This window comes from Arthrobacter sp. BPSS-3 (genome assembly GCF_044628475.1).
In the GTDB taxonomy this organism is placed as follows: domain Bacteria; phylum Actinomycetota; class Actinomycetes; order Actinomycetales; family Micrococcaceae; genus Arthrobacter.
Window position 1 is genome coordinate 209950 of sequence record NZ_JBIMMV010000006.1, and the last position, 14245, is coordinate 224194.

15 protein-coding genes and 1 tRNA gene are annotated in these 14245 nt (G+C 69.5%); 11 read left to right on the forward strand and 5 right to left on the reverse strand.

Annotated features, from left to right (window positions below):
- Window positions 1-91: 91 nt before the first annotated feature.
- Complete coding sequence (locus tag ACFVY3_RS11465) at window positions 92-802, reverse strand: EAL domain-containing protein (protein ID WP_400159797.1); 711 nt, start codon at window positions 800-802, stop codon at window positions 92-94.
- A 240-nt stretch (window positions 803-1042) separates the two neighbouring features.
- Window positions 1043-1130 (reverse strand) — tRNA-Ser (locus ACFVY3_RS11470).
- 152 nt (window positions 1131-1282) lie between these two features.
- Here ACFVY3_RS11470 and ACFVY3_RS11475 point away from each other — a divergent pair.
- The 7 genes from ACFVY3_RS11475 (at window position 1283) to ACFVY3_RS11505 (ending at window position 7811) form a co-directional block, all read left to right on the forward strand.
- Entirely contained in the window at window positions 1283-2266 is a 984-nt protein-coding gene (locus tag ACFVY3_RS11475) for an NAD(P)H-quinone oxidoreductase (RefSeq protein WP_400159798.1), read from the forward strand.
- A 131-nt stretch (window positions 2267-2397) separates the two neighbouring features.
- A complete protein-coding gene (locus tag ACFVY3_RS11480) occupies window positions 2398-2931 on the forward strand; it encodes a PadR family transcriptional regulator (RefSeq protein WP_377972828.1) in 534 nt (177 codons plus the stop codon).
- A gap of 156 nt (window positions 2932-3087) precedes the next feature.
- Window positions 3088-5379: a carbon starvation CstA family protein gene (locus tag ACFVY3_RS11485; protein ID WP_400159833.1), complete on the forward strand. Its 2292-nt coding sequence runs from the start codon at window positions 3088-3090 to the stop codon at window positions 5377-5379.
- Window positions 5380-5390: 11 nt separating this feature from the next.
- Window positions 5391-5582 (forward strand): YbdD/YjiX family protein, encoded by a 192-nt coding sequence (locus ACFVY3_RS11490; protein ID WP_377972829.1) that lies wholly within the window; start codon window positions 5391-5393, stop codon window positions 5580-5582.
- 169 nt (window positions 5583-5751) lie between these two features.
- Window positions 5752-6399, forward strand: coding sequence for a bacterial proteasome activator family protein (locus tag ACFVY3_RS11495; RefSeq protein ID WP_377972830.1), 648 nt, complete (start codon window positions 5752-5754; stop codon window positions 6397-6399).
- A 6-nt stretch (window positions 6400-6405) separates the two neighbouring features.
- Window positions 6406-6852, forward strand: a complete 447-nt coding sequence (locus ACFVY3_RS11500; RefSeq protein WP_400159799.1) for a hypothetical protein — start codon at window positions 6406-6408, stop codon at window positions 6850-6852.
- A 113-nt stretch (window positions 6853-6965) separates the two neighbouring features.
- Window positions 6966-7811: an aldo/keto reductase gene (locus ACFVY3_RS11505; protein ID WP_400159800.1), complete on the forward strand. Its 846-nt coding sequence runs from the start codon at window positions 6966-6968 to the stop codon at window positions 7809-7811.
- Window positions 7812-7957: 146 nt separating this feature from the next.
- On the opposite strand, the gene ACFVY3_RS11510 is transcribed toward ACFVY3_RS11505, so the two are convergent.
- Both ACFVY3_RS11510 and ACFVY3_RS11515 read right to left on the reverse strand, forming a co-directional pair.
- Complete coding sequence (locus ACFVY3_RS11510) at window positions 7958-8152, reverse strand: hypothetical protein (RefSeq protein WP_400159801.1); 195 nt, start codon at window positions 8150-8152, stop codon at window positions 7958-7960.
- Between the two features lie 38 nt (window positions 8153-8190).
- Complete coding sequence (locus ACFVY3_RS11515) at window positions 8191-9192, reverse strand: hypothetical protein (protein ID WP_400159802.1); 1002 nt, start codon at window positions 9190-9192, stop codon at window positions 8191-8193.
- Window positions 9193-9264: 72 nt separating this feature from the next.
- On the opposite strand from ACFVY3_RS11515, the gene ACFVY3_RS11520 reads away from it, so the two are divergent.
- Complete coding sequence (locus ACFVY3_RS11520) at window positions 9265-9738, forward strand: hypothetical protein (protein WP_400159803.1); 474 nt, start codon at window positions 9265-9267, stop codon at window positions 9736-9738.
- Here the strand turns inward: ACFVY3_RS11520 and ACFVY3_RS11525 are convergent.
- Window positions 9698-10855: an MFS transporter gene (locus ACFVY3_RS11525; RefSeq protein ID WP_400159804.1), complete on the reverse strand. Its 1158-nt coding sequence runs from the start codon at window positions 10853-10855 to the stop codon at window positions 9698-9700. The genes ACFVY3_RS11520 and ACFVY3_RS11525 overlap by 41 nt on opposite strands.
- A 229-nt stretch (window positions 10856-11084) precedes the next feature.
- On the opposite strand from ACFVY3_RS11525, the gene ACFVY3_RS11530 reads away from it, so the two are divergent.
- The 3 genes from ACFVY3_RS11530 to ACFVY3_RS11540 all read left to right on the forward strand — a co-directional run bounded on the left by ACFVY3_RS11530 (window position 11085) and on the right by ACFVY3_RS11540 (window position 14104).
- Window positions 11085-12191: a hypothetical protein gene (locus tag ACFVY3_RS11530; protein ID WP_400159805.1), complete on the forward strand. Its 1107-nt coding sequence runs from the start codon at window positions 11085-11087 to the stop codon at window positions 12189-12191.
- 64 nt (window positions 12192-12255) lie between these two features.
- Window positions 12256-13491 (forward strand): lytic transglycosylase domain-containing protein, encoded by a 1236-nt coding sequence (locus tag ACFVY3_RS11535; protein WP_400159806.1) that lies wholly within the window; start codon window positions 12256-12258, stop codon window positions 13489-13491.
- Window positions 13492-13528: 37 nt separating this feature from the next.
- On the forward strand, window positions 13529-14104 hold the full coding sequence (locus ACFVY3_RS11540) for a M15 family metallopeptidase (protein WP_400159807.1): 576 nt from the start codon (window positions 13529-13531) through the stop codon (window positions 14102-14104).
- The last annotated feature ends 141 nt before the right edge of the window (window positions 14105-14245 follow it).

The window sequence follows — 14245 nt, forward strand, 5'->3', positions numbered from 1 at the left end:
GTCCGGCCGAATGGCCGGACCCGCGGCCCTCTTTCGCGCGTAGCGGCCGGTCCGCCGACGGACGGTATCGCCCCGCGGCGCACCGGTGCGGTTACGCGACGGCGGGAACCTCGTGCAGTTCGCGGACTGCGGGCAGTTCCTCGAAGGCGGGCTTGGCGAACCAGTATCCCTGGAAGAGGCGGATGCCGGCGGCCTTCAGCATCAGGTACTCGGCCTCGGTTTCGATGCCCTCGGCCAATACGGTGATGTCGAGTTTCCCGGCGATGGCGACGATCCCGTCCACCACGGCCTGCCGAGCCGGGCTGGTGTCCACGTCGCGCAGGAGCTTCATGTCGATCTTGAGCAGGTCCGGCTGGAAGTCCACCAGCAGGCCCAGGCCCGCATGCCCGGCGCCGAAGTCGTCGATGGCGGTGGTGAAGCCGTGCTTGCGGTATTCGGTGATGATGTTCTGCAGGTGTGCGGTGTCGGCGACCTCTTCGTTCTCCGTGAACTCGAACATGATGGCCGACGTCGGGAAGTTGTTCCGCCGGGCCGCGGACAGTGTGGCGCGCAGGCAGGCGGCCGGCTCGTACACGGCGTTCGGCATGAAGTTGATTGAGAGCATCAGGGAATCGTCCGCCGGGAACAGGCGGGAGGCGAGCTCGATGGCCTTGACCCGGCAGTCCTGGTCAAAGCGGTACTTCTGTTCGGGGGAGACCCGGGACAGAACCGAGTAGGCGCCCTCGCCGGCGAGCCCGCGCACCAGTGCCTCATAGCCCCATACCCGGCCGGCGACGGCGTCGTAAATGGGCTGAAAAGCCATGCTGAAATCGAAGCCGAGTTTCGAGGCAGTGCTGCAGCCGTCGCAGGTCATAGGGGTCCTTTCGTGGTTTAGGTCCACCGTAGGTCCACCGCCCGGGCCCGCCCCGAAACCGGCCGTCCGCATTTTTCCGTGTCGGAGACGTCCAACACCCCCAAACGCCACCCCGGTACGGGAAAGGCCGGTGCCCGCAGCCTCTCAGCTGCGGCCACCGGCCTCTTGGCGCGCACTGGGCGCATCCCGCGGAAGGTAAGAGATTCGAACTCTTGGTACGGGGTTACCGCACACTGGTTTTCAAGACCAGCTCCTTCGGCCGCTCGGACAACCTTCCCTCCCGCGTAGTCTTTCATAGTCGGCGGACGGCCACAAAAGTCTTGATGGTCCCCGCCGGTGTCCCTGCCGCGTCCTAGGCTGGGGGAGTGCACGTACGGCTGGCCGTGGCCGGCGGGCAGGCAAGACATCGGTGAAGAAGCGGAGAACTCCATGAAGGCTGTCTATATCTCAGAGCCCGGCGGACCGGAGGTCCTGGAGGTGCGGGAGGTACCCGCGCCGGTGCCTGGCCCCGGGGAGGTCCTCATCGACGTCGTGGCCGCCGGGCTGAACCGGGCGGATGTCCAGCAGCGCCGCGGGTTCTACCCGCCGCCCCCGGGTGCCTCGGAGATACCCGGGCTGGAGGTCTCGGGCCGGATCGCGGGCTTCGGCCCCGGCGTCACCAAGCCCTTCTCCCAGGGTGACAAGGTGGTGGCGCTGCTGGCGGGCGGCGGCTACGCCGAGCAGGTCGCTGTGCCGGCCGGCCAGGTGCTGCGCATCCCCGACGGCGTCGACCTGGTCACCGCCGCGTCCCTGCCCGAGGTAGCGGCCACCGTGTACTCCAACCTCGTCATGACCGCCCAGCTGCGCGCCGGCGAGACCGTCCTGATTCACGGCGCCACCGGCGGCATCGGAACCATGGCCATCCAACTGGCCAAGGCGCTCGGGGCGCACGTTGCCACCACCGCGGGCACAGACGAGAAGGTGGGAACCGCCAAGGCCTTCCTGGGCGCCGACATCGCGATCAACTATGCCGAGGAGGACTTCCCGGCGAGCCTCAAGGCGCAGAACGGCGGCCACGGGGCGGACGTGATCCTCGACGTCGTCGGGGCCAAGTACCTCTCGAAGAACATCGAGGCACTGGCGGACTACGGCCGGCTGGTGGTGATCGGGCTACAAGGCGGCACCACTGCGGAACTGGACCTGAGGCAGTTGCTGCGCAAGCGCGCCGCGATCATCGCAACCTCGCTGCGGCCCCGGCCGGTGGAGGAAAAGACCGTCATCATGGACGCGGTTCGCGACGCCGTGTGGCCGCTCCTGGTGGACGGGCAGGTCCGGACGCTGGTGGCCAAGACCTTCCCGCTGGACCAGGTCCGGGAGGCACACCGCTACTTCGACTCCGGCGAGCACATGGGCAAGATCCTGCTGGTCATGTGAGCGGAAACATGCCGTTCCGGGCATAGCACGGCACGCGGCGGCGGGCGAATCACGATACTGTAATTCCATGCACGGTATACACGCGTCTTGGGGCGCGTGTATCCCGTCGTCCTGCTAGCGTCGGATACACCATGTCTATCCGCCACAGCCTGCTCGCGCTGCTGCAGGACCGCCCCCGCTACGGCTACCAGCTGCGGACGGAATTCCACGAACGCACCGGCTCCGCCTGGCCGCTGAACATCGGGCAGGTCTACACTACCCTCGACCGCCTCGAACGCGACGGCATGATCTCCCGGGACGGCGACGACGGCGCCGGCCACATTCTCTACAGCCTCACTCCGGCGGGCGCCGATGAGGTACGGACCTGGCTGCGGACCCCGGTGGGGCGCAGCAACCCGCCGCGGAACGAGCTGGCCATCAAACTCGCCCTCGCCCTGACGCTCCCGGGAGCCGACGTCGGCGGAATCATCCAGACCCAGCGGGCCGTGTCCATCCGGGCGCTCCAGGACTACACGAGAGCCCGCCGCGACGCGGCCGCTCAACCGCGGCTTGCTGACACCGCCCGCCTGCTGGTGCTCGACTCCCTGATCTTCCAGACGGAGGCCGAGGTGCGCTGGCTGGACCTGTGCGAGGCCCGCCTGATGCAGCTCACCGGCCCCGCCTGATCCGCCGTTGGGCGCGGCGTCTTTACCGTCCGGCGATCGGTACGGCGCGGCGTCGCTGCCGGGACCCGTGAGGTGCGCCACGTTGGTAAGGTGCCATGGGGCAGGTCTGACCATTGGCCTGTCCGATGGGTTTCTCAAGGAGGAGACATGGGCACCATGCCAGCTGGCAGGCCACAGACCGCTGATCCCGAGGACGGCATCACGCCGGTGCCGGGGCTACCACCGACGGCCGTCGACGAGACCGTCCGCGAGGCGGAAGAACGAAAGTGGACCCCGGGGAAGATTGCCCTCTGGGCCGCCATCGCCCTGCTGGGCGGCGTCGCCTGGTTCATGCTGGCGATCATCCGCGGCGAGACGGTCAACGCGATCTGGTTCGTGTTCGCCTCCGTCTGCACCTACCTGATCGGGTACCGCTTCTACTCGAAGGTCATCGAGCGGTACATCACCAGGCCCAATGACCGCCGCGCCACCCCGGCCGAATACAAGGCCGACGGCAAGGATTACGTCCGCACGGACCGCAATGTCCTCTTTGGCCACCACTTCGCCGCCATCGCCGGCGCCGGCCCGCTCGTCGGCCCGGTCATCGCCGCGCAGATGGGCTACCTGCCCGGCACCATCTGGATCATCATCGGCGTCGTCCTGGCCGGCGCCGTCCAGGACTATCTGGTCCTCTTCTTCTCCATGCGCCGCGGCGGCCGGTCTCTCGGTCAGATGGCCCGCGAGGAACTCGGCGTCATCGGCGGCACCGCGGCCCTGATCGCCACGCTGCTGATCATGATCATCATCGTCGCGATCCTGGCGCTCGTCGTCGTCAACGCCCTCGGCGAGAGCCCCTGGGGTGTCTTCTCCGTCGGCATGACCATCCCGATCGCCCTGTTCATGGGCGTCTACCTGCGCTACCTCCGGCCCGGCAAGGTCATGGAAGTCTCCATCATCGGCTTCGTGCTCCTGATGGCCGCCATCATCGGCGGCGGCGCCGTCGCCGGCACCGAATGGGGCGCGGCGTTCTTCCACCTGGACAAGGTCACCATCGCCTGGGGCCTGATCATCTACGGCTTCATCGCCGCGATCCTGCCCGTGTGGCTGCTGCTGGCCCCTCGTGACTACCTCTCCACCTTCATGAAGATCGGCGTGATTGTGATGCTGGCCCTGGCCATCATCGTGGTCCGGCCCGAAATCACCGTCCCGGCCTTCAGCGAATTCGCCTCCCGCGATAACGGCCCGGTCTTCTCCGGCGCCGTGTTCCCGTTCCTGTTCGTCACCATCGCCTGCGGTGCCCTCTCCGGCTTCCACGCCCTGATCTCCTCCGGCACCACGCCCAAGCTGATCGAAAAGGAACGCCAGACCCGCCTGATCGGCTACGGCGGCATGCTGATGGAATCCTTCGTCGCGATCATGGCGCTGGTTGCGGCCATCTCGATCGACCGCGGCATCTACTTCGCCATGAACGCCCCGACGGCGCTGACCGGCGGCACCGTGGAAACGGCCGCGCAGTGGGTCAACAGCCTCGGCCTGGCCGGGGTCAACATCACCCCCGACGTACTCGCCCAGACCGCCAAGGACGTGGGGGAGCAGAGCATCATCTCCCGCTCCGGCGGCGCCCCGACGCTGGCCGTCGGCCTGGCCCACATCATGCAGCAGTTCATCGGCGGCACCGCCATGATGGCGTTCTGGTACCACTTCGCCATCATGTTCGAGGCGCTGTTCATCCTCACCGCCGTCGACGCCGGCACCCGCGTGGCCCGCTTCATGCTGCAGGACTCGATCGGCAACTTCGTGCCGAAGTTCAAGGACCACTCCTGGCGGCCCGGTGCGTGGCTGACCACCGCCGTCATGGTGCTGGCCTGGGGCGCCGTGCTGCTGATGGGTGTCACCGACCCGCTGGGCGGCATCAACACGCTGTTCCCGCTGTTCGGCATCGCCAACCAGCTGCTCGCCGCGATCGCCCTCGCCGTCGTGCTGGCCATTGTCGCCAAGCGCGGGACGTTCAAGTACCTCTGGATCGTGGCACTCCCGCTGGCCTTCGCGGCCGTCGTGACCATCACCGCCAGCTTCTACAAGATCTTCTCCCCGGTGCCGGCGGTGGGCTACTTCGCCCAGAACGCGGCGTTCGCCAAGGCCCTGGCCGACGGCAAGACCTCCTTCGGGACGGCGAAGACGACGGCGGCCATGGAAGCGGTGGTCCGCAACACCATGATCCAGGGCTGGCTTTCGGTGATCTTCGTGGTGCTGAGCATCATCGTCATCATCACCGCCGTGATCGCCGCCGTGAAGGCCTACCGCAACGCCGCCAAGGGCATCGCCAACGTCGAGTACGAAGACCCCGCGCAGCCGTCGCGCGTCTTCGCCCCGGCGGGCGTCTTCCCCACCCCGGCAGAGCGGGAACTGCAGGCCGAGTGGGACAAGCTGCCCGCCGACCGGCGGCTCGAACACTCCGCGCGGCACTGACGGAGCCGGCCATGAATGCGCTCCTCACGGGCCTGCGCGGCTTCGCCGGCTACTTCAGCGGGGTCCTCGGGGCCGACGCGTACCGGAAATACCTGGAACACCACCGGGAATCCGGGCACGCCGGGCCCCCGCTCACGGAGCGGGAATTCTGGCGGGACCACACGGACCGCCAGGACACCAACCCGCAGGGCCGGTGCTGTTAGGGCCGGCCTGAACCACGAAGGCGGCGCCGGGGAACGTTGCGTTCCCCGGCGGCGCTTTTGCGTGTCCGGGCGCTGTCGCATACAGCGGCGCCTTCCCGCAGTCGTCCGAGCCGTGCCCGGGGCGTCATGAAGCCCTCCCCAGTCCGGATCCGCGTGAGAGTATGAAGCCATGAGCGAGCCGACCGACGCGCAGCCCGGCGAGGACACCCCCGTGGAGGGCATCGCCACCCCCGCGGGCACACCCGAAACAACTCTGCCGGACGGGGCGTCCGGCAGCCAGACCCCCGAGACGGCCGCACCCGGCCGGCCGCGGGGCAGCCACGTCCAGGACCTGGTGGACGAACCGGCGAAGGTCATGCGGATCGGGACCATGCTGAAGCAGCTGCTGGACGAGGTGAAGTCCGCCCCGCTGGACGACGCCGCGCGGGTCAGGCTCGCCGAAATCCACGAACGCTCCATCCGCGAACTCGAGGATGGACTCGCCCCCGAGCTGGTCCAGGAACTCGAACGCATCCACTTGCCCTTCGGCGAGAACGGCACACCCTCCGACGCGGAGCTGCGTATCGCCCAGGCCCAGCTGGTCGGCTGGCTGGAGGGGCTCTTCCACGGGATCCAGACGGCCATCGCCGCCCAGCACGCCGCCCGCGAACACGCCGCCGCGCAGATGCAGCTGCGCCAGCTGCCGCCCGGCACCATGATCGCCCCCGGCGTCATCATCGGCGAGAACGGCGAACCGCAGCGGGCAGCGGAGCCGCGGCCCGGCGCGGACCCGGCCCAGCCCGCGGACCCGGACCACGGCCCGGGCCAGTACCTCTAGGGCGCCATGGGATTCTTCAGCGCCGCACGGCAGGGCCGCAAGGACGACGCCGAACTCGGCAAGGGCCTCTGGCGGCGCGCCCACGACCGCTTCGTCCGAGGCCTGGACCGCTACCACCAGGTCCTGGAAGGCGTCGAGGACGAGGCGCTGTATGGGGAACTCGTCGAGATCGCCAACGAACTCTCCGACCTGGCCGTCCGGGTCCGCGCGGTCTGCACCGAGGCCCAGCGCCGCTCGCCAAGCGAGGGCCTGGACATTCCGGGGAACCTCGCCGGGGTGCACCGGGCACTGTCCACGGCGGGGAACTCGTTGGCCATGACGGCGGAGGCTGCCGCAATGCTGCGCCTGGCCGTGGGCCCGATCCCGGTCGGCGCGGCATCGGTGCGCCGGCGTGCCGAGAACGTCGTCGAACACGTCCAAGACGCCGAACGGCAGCTCGCCGCCGCCTCCTGAGGTGCCCAAGCTGCCACGCCTTGGCAGGGTGTGCGGATATTCCTGGTTAAGCGGCTAGCTTAGCGGCGCCCGGAACACTGGTTTCCGGGCCGCGGGCTTGGCAGGATACAACAATGACTTCTTCACCTGAACTGACTTTCAATGACGGCAACACCATCCCTCAGCTCGGTTACGGCGTGTGGCAGGTCGAGGACGACGTCGCGGAAAAGGTCGTAGGCCAGGCCTTCGAGGCCGGCTTCCGCCACATCGACACCGCCAAGATCTACGGAAACGAGGCCGGCGTCGGCCGCGCGATCGCCAGCTCCGGCCTGAAGCCGGAAGAAATCTTCATCACCACCAAGCTGTGGAACTCGGACCAGGGCTACGAATCCACCCTGAAGGCGTTCGAGGAATCCATGGAGCGCCTGGGCCTGGAAACCCTGGACCTGTACCTGATCCACTGGATGCAGCCCAAGCAGCAGAAGTACGTGGACACCTGGAAGGCGCTCATCGAGCTCCAGAAGCAGGGCCGCGTGAAGTCGATCGGCGTCTCCAACTTCTCCAAGGAAGGCCTGCAGGAACTCATCGACGCGACCGGCGTCGTCCCGGCCATCCACCAGATCGAGCTGCACCCGTTCTTCAACCAGGCTGACCTGCGCGAATTCGGTGCCGCCAACGGCATCCTCACCCAGGCCTGGTCGCCGCTGGGCCAGGGCGGAGAGCTGCTGGAGAGCGCTGTCATCAAGGAGATCGCCGCCAAGCACGATGCCACCCCGGCCCAGGTGGTCATCGCCTGGCACCTGGCCATCGGCAACGTCGTCATCCCCAAGTCCGTCACCGAGTCCCGGATCCGCGAGAACTACGCGGCCCTGGACGTCACCCTGGACGAGACGGACATCCAGGCCATCAACGGCCTGGACCGCACCGCCGAGGGTGCCGGCCGGATCGGCCCCGACCCGGCCGTGTCCGACTTCGCCTAAGCCGCGGGACCGGCGGACCTCACCGCCTCACAAGGCCCCTGCGGGCGTGACCACGTCACGTCCGCGGGGGCCTTTGCCGTGCCTCCTGCGCTGCTGATTGGCCCGCACCCGAGCGGCGGGGCTCGGCCGGCGCCTAAGCGGCGGGCTTAGGCGGCGGCGCGGGCCGCCGTCGGGCGCACGACGTCGATGACCGCCCAGCCGTCCTGGTCCCGGACCTGGCGGCAGGCGAAACGCTCGGCGGATGCGGCGTCCTCAAAGGACTCGGTGCGGATCCGTCCGCAATCGCCGTCCAGATAGGTGACTTCCCAGTATTCGGCTGCTGATGCCTGTTGCTGTTCCATGGAATTAAGTCTGCAGCCGGCCTCTGACACTCAAGCCGTTAGTCGGCCGGTGTGTCGCCCAACCGCAGGACGCGCTCCCGGGCCAGGTCCTCCCGCCGGCGGTCCCGGTCCGCGGCACGGCCGGCCTGGCGGGCCGCCGTAAGCGCGGACTCCCGTTGCCTTCGGGCCTCCCGCAGGCGTTCTTCCGCCGCCGCGAGTTCCTTGGCCAGCCGCGTCACCTCAGCGGCCAAGGCCTCTGCCTGCTCGGTCGCCTCCTTCTGGGCCGCGGCCGTGCGGTGTTCCTCCCCGCGGCTGCTGCGGGCAGCCCCGGACGCCTCCTCCAGCGCGGCCCGGGCACGCTCCAGCGCGCTGGGGCCGGGTGGCCGCCGTTGTCCCACCGCGCGCAACCGGGGTTCACGCTGTACCTCGGCCCCGGCCTTTGCCCGGGCGCCCTCCGCCTTTTCCCCGGCAGGCTGGGGCCCCTTCGCTGCTCCCTCCGGGCCGGCTTTCAGCCCGGTCACGGGACCGGGCGCTCCGGGGACGGCCACGGCACCGTCGAGGTCCACCACGTCGACGCCGTCCGCGCTCAGGGCGCGCAACAGCCGTCCGCTGCACACCGCGTCGGCCGCGCCCCGGTCCGCCGTCGCCGCCCGCAGCGTCTCCTCGATTTCCGTCGCGATGGCGCCACTGATGGCGCGGCCCTGCTGGGCGGCGGCCTCCCGGGCGGCGTCGACGGCGGCCGCCAGCTGGGTCCGGCGCTCCCGTCCCAGGCTGCGCAGCGCGGCGGCGTCGAGGCTGTCCTGCGCCCGGCGCATCGCGGTCCCCAGCTCCGCCAGGCCGGCGAGCAGCTCGGGCCGCCGGCGTGCCAGCATGTTTACCGCCCAGGCGCTGGCCGAGGGCTTGGGCAGCGTCCGGACCTCCGCCGCCAGGGCGCGGGTCTGCGGGGTGGGCGCCGACGCAGCCAGCAGCTCCTTCGCGGCCTCGGCCCGCGCCGGGACAAACCCGTCGAACGCCGTGCCGTAGAGCTGCGCCGCGATGCCCGCCAGCTCGTCCGTTGACATGCAAGAATCATAGAAGCTCCGGCCCGATCGCCGGGGGCGCGCAGCGCACGTTCACCGTAGGAGAGCCCCCACGTGATTGAGATTGCCGGCCTGCCGGCCCACATCCTCCTTGTCCACGCCGTCGTCGTCCTCGGCCCCATCGCCGGCGTCGCGGCGATCGTGTACGCCGTTGCTCCGCGCTGGCGGCGGCTCCTCGCCTGGCCGCTGGCCGTGCTCTCGCTCTTGCTGGTGCCGGTGTCCCTGGTGACCGCGCAGGCCGGAGAGCAGCTGGAGAAGGCCCGGCCTGCGACCAAGTTGATCCGCGAACACGCCGAACAGGGCGATGTGCTGAAGTACGTCTCGGTGATCTTCTTCGTGTTCGTCGCCGCGATGATCGTGGTCAGCTACGAACCGATCGGCCGCCGCTTCGCCTTCCTGGGCAGACTGCGGGAAAACCGCACCGTCCGGATCATCCTCCTCGTCGCGGGTGCCCTGGCCGGCGTCCTCTTCATCTATCAGACCATCGTCACGGGTCACTCTGGCGCGGTGTCCGTCTGGTCCCGCTGACCGCCGCCAGCAACAGCAATAACGCCACGGCCTGGAGTACGACGACGATCGCCTCCAGCGCCGGGCGGAACGGGTAAAGCGCTCCATACAGCGCCCCGCCCGCCAGCGCCCCCGCCCCCTCGAAGGCGGCGAACACCCCGTACGCCGAACCCTGCCGCGCCGCGGGGACGATGTCCGCGACCAGCGCCTTGACCGTCGAGTCCTGGATTCCGGTCGCGGCGCCCCAAACCACCACGCCCGCCAGCGCCGGCCCGGCGGCCGGCGAAAGGGCCAGGACAGGCACCAGCGCGACGAGAACGGGCAGCACCAGCAGCACGGCCCCGCCGGCACGGTCGTAGAGGTATCCGCTGGCCAGCGCACCGAGCGCCGCGGCGCCCATGGCGGCGGCGTAGAGCAGCGGCACCACGGCCACCGGGACATTGACCGCGGTGGACAGGTGAAAGGAGATCACGCCGAACGCCACCAGCCCGGCGCTCCAGAAGAAGGCGCCTACGGCGAAGCGCAGGAAGACCGGCGAGAACAACGACGGCGCCGCCGCGCCGCCGGGGCCGTCACCCGGGCCGGGTACCCGCCGGCGGAGCCAGGCCAGCAGCGCCAGGGCAGCGACTGCGGGTACGGCCAGGACAGCGAACGCGGCCTGCAGGAGACCCGTCGCGGCCAAGACCGCGGCGACCAGCACCGGACCCAGCAAGGCCCCGACCAAATCCAGGGCCTTATGGGCGGCGAACCCCCGCCCGCGGCCCACGTCCGCCGCTGCGGCGGCCAACAGCACCGTCTTGGCCGGGCTGCGGACGGCCTTGCCCACCCGGTCCGCGATGATGAGCGCCGAGGCCGCGGCCAGTCCTGCCGCTCCCAGGCCCGGGGTCACCGCCAGCAGCGGCACGCTCAGCGCGGTCATGGCATACCCGGCCACGGTGAAGCTCCAGTACCGCCGGGTGCGGTCCGCCCAAGGACCGAATACCACCCGCAGTCCCTGCGCCGCCGCCTCCGCGCCGCCGGTGACCAGGCCCACCACCAGGGCTGTCGCGCCGAGCTGGCCGAGCAGGGGTCCGGCGAGGGAACGGGCGCCGTCGGACACCAGGTCGGTGACCAGGCTGACCAGGCCGAAGCCCGCCACGGTGCCCCATGCGCGGTTCCCCCGGTGTGCGCGGCTACCTCCCGGGGACCGGTTCTCCGGCCGCGGATGTGTCCCGCTCGTGGCGGCCGGTTGAGGGGCCGGCGGCTCCGGTGCTGAGCCTTCCATGGCATCAGAATCGCCCACCGGGAGCCCGGCTACAAGGGCTCCCGGTGGGGCGGCCGGGCTTACAGGTACCGGGCCGCGGACGATGGTGAGAGTATGAGCAACGATGACTGAACCCGAGAACCACTTTCCGCAGCCCGGCGGCCACGATGCCGGGCCGCCGCGCGTCGCAGCCTGGCAGCTCGAGGAGATGACCGGCGGCCCGGACGGGGCAACTCCCTGGTGGGAGGAGCAGAAGGCGCCCGCACCGCGGGAGTCGCTGGGGCGTCGGACTTCTCGGGCCGCGGGCCGGGTGCTGGGGCTGCTGTTTCGGACCGTCGCGGTGGTCAGTGCCGCCGTCCTGATCGCCGCCGGCGCGTTGTACCTGCACGGTGACCTGTCACCGTCAGGATTGTTGGGCCGTTTCCTTCCCGGACCGGCGGGGCAGCCGCTGCCGAAGGCCGGCGCCGCACAGGGGGCGGCCCAGCCGCCCGCCGCCCCGGGAAGCGGTGCCGCTGACGGCGCGGCTCCGGCGCCGCGGGCAGTGACTGACCACCCGCCGGGAGGCCTGGAGGAAAATGCGTCCCCCTTGGGTTCCCCGGCCCCGCTTGCGCGCACGTCGCCGTCGTATGCTTTCCTGCACACCGGGAGCGACGGCAAGCCCTACACCTACGACCCGTGCCGGCCGATCCACTACGTCACCCGCGCCGCAAACTCGCCCGCGGACGGGCCGGCGCTGATCCGGGAGGCCGTGGCCGCAGTCTCCCGCGCCACCGGGCTGGTCTTCATCGACGACGGCGCCACCTCCGAGGCGCCCGCGGCCGAGCACAAGTCCTACCAGCCGGAGCGGTACGGGAACCGCTGGGCGCCGGTGCTGATCGCCTGGGAGACGACGGCGGAGGAACCGCGGTTCACGAACAAGGCCGTCGGGACGAACGTCATGGGCCTGGGCGGCAGCGAGGCCGTCAGTATCGGCAACTCGGGTTTCACGTATGTCAGCGGCCAGCTGGAACTGAACGGCCCTGCGATGCAGGCCATGATTGGCCGCGAGGGTCCGGCACAGGCCCGCGGCGTGATCGAACACGAACTCGGCCACGTGGTCGGGCTGGACCATGTGCAGGACCCCTCGCAGTTGATGAACCCTACCGACTCGATCGGCGTGACCACCTACCAAACCGGTGACCTCACGGGCCTGGCGGTGCTCGGCCAGGGTCCCTGCCGGCCCGAGATCTAGGAGCGCGCTGAAGACGCCCAGCGCCGTCGAGTAGGCTCTGGTGCCTATGTGGGGTTCTACGTTCATGTCGAGGGTGCCGACGGGCAAGGCCTGCGCGGTACTGACGGTCGCGCTGCTGGCCGCGGTGGCCGCCGCTCCGACTGCCGGGGCCGACGACGCGCCCCCATCCGGCTACCCCTCGTGGGCTGACGTCCAGGCCGCCAAGGGCAATGTCGATGCGAAGGACGCCGAGATCCGGAAGATCAACGGCCTCCTGGACGGGTTGCAGCAACAGGCTTCCTCCCTGGGCGCCGCGGCGGTGCGGGCGGGACTGGACTACGCCGTTGCCCACAACAACCTCGAGGCCTCGACGGCGAAGCTGGCGTCCCTGAAAGAGGAAACCGCGGCAGCCCATGCCACCGCCGACAAGCTTCACCGGCAAACAGGTGCCCTTGCCGCCCATGACTACATGGGTGGGGCCACGGACCTCGGGCCGTTCTCGGTGATGGATACCCTCCAGAGCAAGGACGGCCTGCAGAAGCTGGACTTCATGCAGTTCGTCGCCCAACGGACTACGGACCTGTACAACAACTCGCGCGCCGCCGAGGCGGCTGCGGCGTCCCTGGATGCCCAGCAGTCGGTGGAGCAGGCCGAAAACCAGCGGCTCGCCGATGATGCCCAGGCCAAGCTGGCCGCCGCGCAGGACGCCCAGCGGGCCACCCAGGAGAAAGTCGACGAGGAAACCAAATACAGTGGGACCCTCACGGCGCAGCTGGCAACCCTCAAGGACACCAGCGCCGCGGTTGAGCAGAACTTCCGCGCCGGGCAGGAAGCCCAGGCCGCCTACGAGGCGCAGCAGGAAGCGCGCCGGCAAGCAGCTGAAGCTGCGGCGGCGGCGGCAGCGGCGGCTGCCGTTGCCGCGGCCAACGTTGCGGCGGCTGCGCGGACACCTGCCCCCGCACCCGCGCCGGCCCCGACGGTGGTGACCCCGGAGATCCCCGGCGGCGCGGTCAACGACCCGGCCGGTGCCCAGGCGTTCGCCTCCAGCCAGCTCGGCGCCCACGGCTGGGGAGGGGACCAGATGAGCTGCCTGGTCAAGCTCTGGAACCAGGAGTCGAGCTGGATGACCAACGCCACCAATCCCTCGAGCGGCGCGTATGGCGTCGCGCAGGCCCTGCCGCCGGAGAAGTATTCGTCCACCGGATCCGACTGGCTGACCAACTACCGGACCCAGATTTCGTGGGGGCTCGGCTACATCGCCGGACGGTATGGGTCGCCCTGCGGCGCCTGGGACCACGAAGTGTCCAACAACTGGTACTGAGACGGTCCGTCCCCCTGGACTCCACCAGAATGGTGCCATGCCAGGACCTCTCGAGAACCGCGCCCAGAACGTCACCGCACAGATGCTCCCGCACACGTACCGCGAGGGTTGTCCGGTAGCCCTGTCGGACCTCCGCGCCGTCAGCTTCGATCACCTCGGCTTCGACGACGTCGTCCACGAGGGCACACTCATCGTCCACCGCATCATCGCGGCGCCGATCCTGGGCGCGTTCACAGGCGCGCTGGAGATGGGCTTTCCCATCCAGCAGGTCATTCCCATTGACGAGCCGCCCTTTCGGGGCGACGACTTCATTTCGATGGCAGCCAACAACACCTCGTGCTTCAACTACCGCTCGATTGCCGGCACGGACAGGGTGTCCATGCACTCATGGGGACTGGCTGTCGACATCAACCCGGCGCTGAACCCCTACCTGGCTGAGGACGGAATTTGGTACCCGGACGCCTCAAACGTTGACCGCAGCGCCCGGCCGGGAGTCTTCACCGCAGATCATCCCCTGACGGAAATCCTGCAAGACCTGGGCTTTGAATGGGGCGGTTCATGGGCACGGCCGGTCTACCACCACTTCCAATGGCGCCGGGGAACGGCGCTGTGAGACCACACCGTGCCCGAATACTGCACAAACGTGCAGCCAAAGCCGTCATGGTGAACTCTTTTCTCCAAATCAACGGAATCCGCTGCACGAACGTTCAAGAACTCCACAACGTCACGGTCATCCTGCCAGCCTGAAGAAAGA

Excerpts from the sequence above, each read along its gene's own strand:
- ACFVY3_RS11465 (WP_400159797.1), bottom strand. The coding sequence starts at position 802 with ATGGCTTTTCAGCCCATTTACGACGCCGTCGCCGGCCGGGTATGGGGC.
- ACFVY3_RS11475 (WP_400159798.1), top strand. The coding sequence starts at position 1,283 with ATGAAGGCTGTCTATATCTCAGAGCCCGGCGGACCGGAGGTCCTGGAG.
- ACFVY3_RS11480 (WP_377972828.1), top strand. The coding sequence starts at position 2,398 with ATGTCTATCCGCCACAGCCTGCTCGCGCTGCTGCAGGACCGCCCCCGC.
- ACFVY3_RS11485 (WP_400159833.1), top strand. The coding sequence starts at position 3,088 with ATGCCAGCTGGCAGGCCACAGACCGCTGATCCCGAGGACGGCATCACG.
- ACFVY3_RS11490 (WP_377972829.1), top strand. The coding sequence starts at position 5,391 with ATGAATGCGCTCCTCACGGGCCTGCGCGGCTTCGCCGGCTACTTCAGC.
- ACFVY3_RS11495 (WP_377972830.1), top strand. The coding sequence starts at position 5,752 with ATGAGCGAGCCGACCGACGCGCAGCCCGGCGAGGACACCCCCGTGGAG.
- ACFVY3_RS11500 (WP_400159799.1), top strand. The coding sequence starts at position 6,406 with ATGGGATTCTTCAGCGCCGCACGGCAGGGCCGCAAGGACGACGCCGAA.
- ACFVY3_RS11505 (WP_400159800.1), top strand. The coding sequence starts at position 6,966 with ATGACTTCTTCACCTGAACTGACTTTCAATGACGGCAACACCATCCCT.
- ACFVY3_RS11510 (WP_400159801.1), bottom strand. The coding sequence starts at position 8,152 with ATGGAACAGCAACAGGCATCAGCAGCCGAATACTGGGAAGTCACCTAT.
- ACFVY3_RS11515 (WP_400159802.1), bottom strand. The coding sequence starts at position 9,192 with ATGTCAACGGACGAGCTGGCGGGCATCGCGGCGCAGCTCTACGGCACG.
- ACFVY3_RS11530 (WP_400159805.1), top strand. The coding sequence starts at position 11,085 with ATGACTGAACCCGAGAACCACTTTCCGCAGCCCGGCGGCCACGATGCC.
- ACFVY3_RS11535 (WP_400159806.1), top strand. The coding sequence starts at position 12,256 with ATGTCGAGGGTGCCGACGGGCAAGGCCTGCGCGGTACTGACGGTCGCG.
- ACFVY3_RS11540 (WP_400159807.1), top strand. The coding sequence starts at position 13,529 with ATGCCAGGACCTCTCGAGAACCGCGCCCAGAACGTCACCGCACAGATG.